We start from the raw sequence: 480 nt of genomic DNA, 5'->3' as shown, positions 1-480 counted from the left end.
AATCAGTTCCTTGGTCTCGGCAAACGGCCCGTCGATGACCTGGCGCTGGCCGTCCGAGTACTGTACGCGCCAACCTTTGGACGTGGGGTGCAGGCCGTTGGCATCGAGCAGCACGCCGGCCTTGGCCAGGGCTTCGTGGTAAGCCAGCATCGATGCCAGCAGGCTTTCGTCGGGCATCATGCCCGCTTCGCTGTCGGGCGTGGCGCGGACGAGGATCATGAAACGCATGAGGAATCTCCTTGATGGGGTGCGTATCAGGACGACGAACGGCATTCCTTCAAATCGACATCCCTCGACATCAAATTGCCAATATTCGGGTAACTACCAAGGCCAACAGCTTGTTACCAAGGTGCAGCCCTGGTTGCAGGCGTGCCCCATACACTCGCAGCGTTTCAAACCCTAGCCTTGTATATCGACATGAAGATGCTCTGTAGTTTTGCCTTGCTGGTTTCGCTGCTGTCCGGCTGTGCCGTTTACACC

Annotated in this window: 1 protein-coding gene; it reads right to left on the bottom strand. The window is 57.7% G+C overall.

The features are described 5' to 3' along the window. Nucleotides 1-228: YciI family protein (locus V6E90_RS21500; protein ID WP_332606407.1), on the bottom strand; the 228-nt coding region annotated here is incomplete at its 3' end. Nucleotides 229-480: the final 252 nt, after the last annotated feature.

Source organism: Acinetobacter sp. ESBL14, assembly GCF_036668815.1.
Taxonomy (GTDB): domain Bacteria; phylum Pseudomonadota; class Gammaproteobacteria; order Pseudomonadales; family Moraxellaceae; genus Acinetobacter; species Acinetobacter gyllenbergii.
This window is presented reverse-complemented; position numbering and strand designations above follow the sequence as displayed.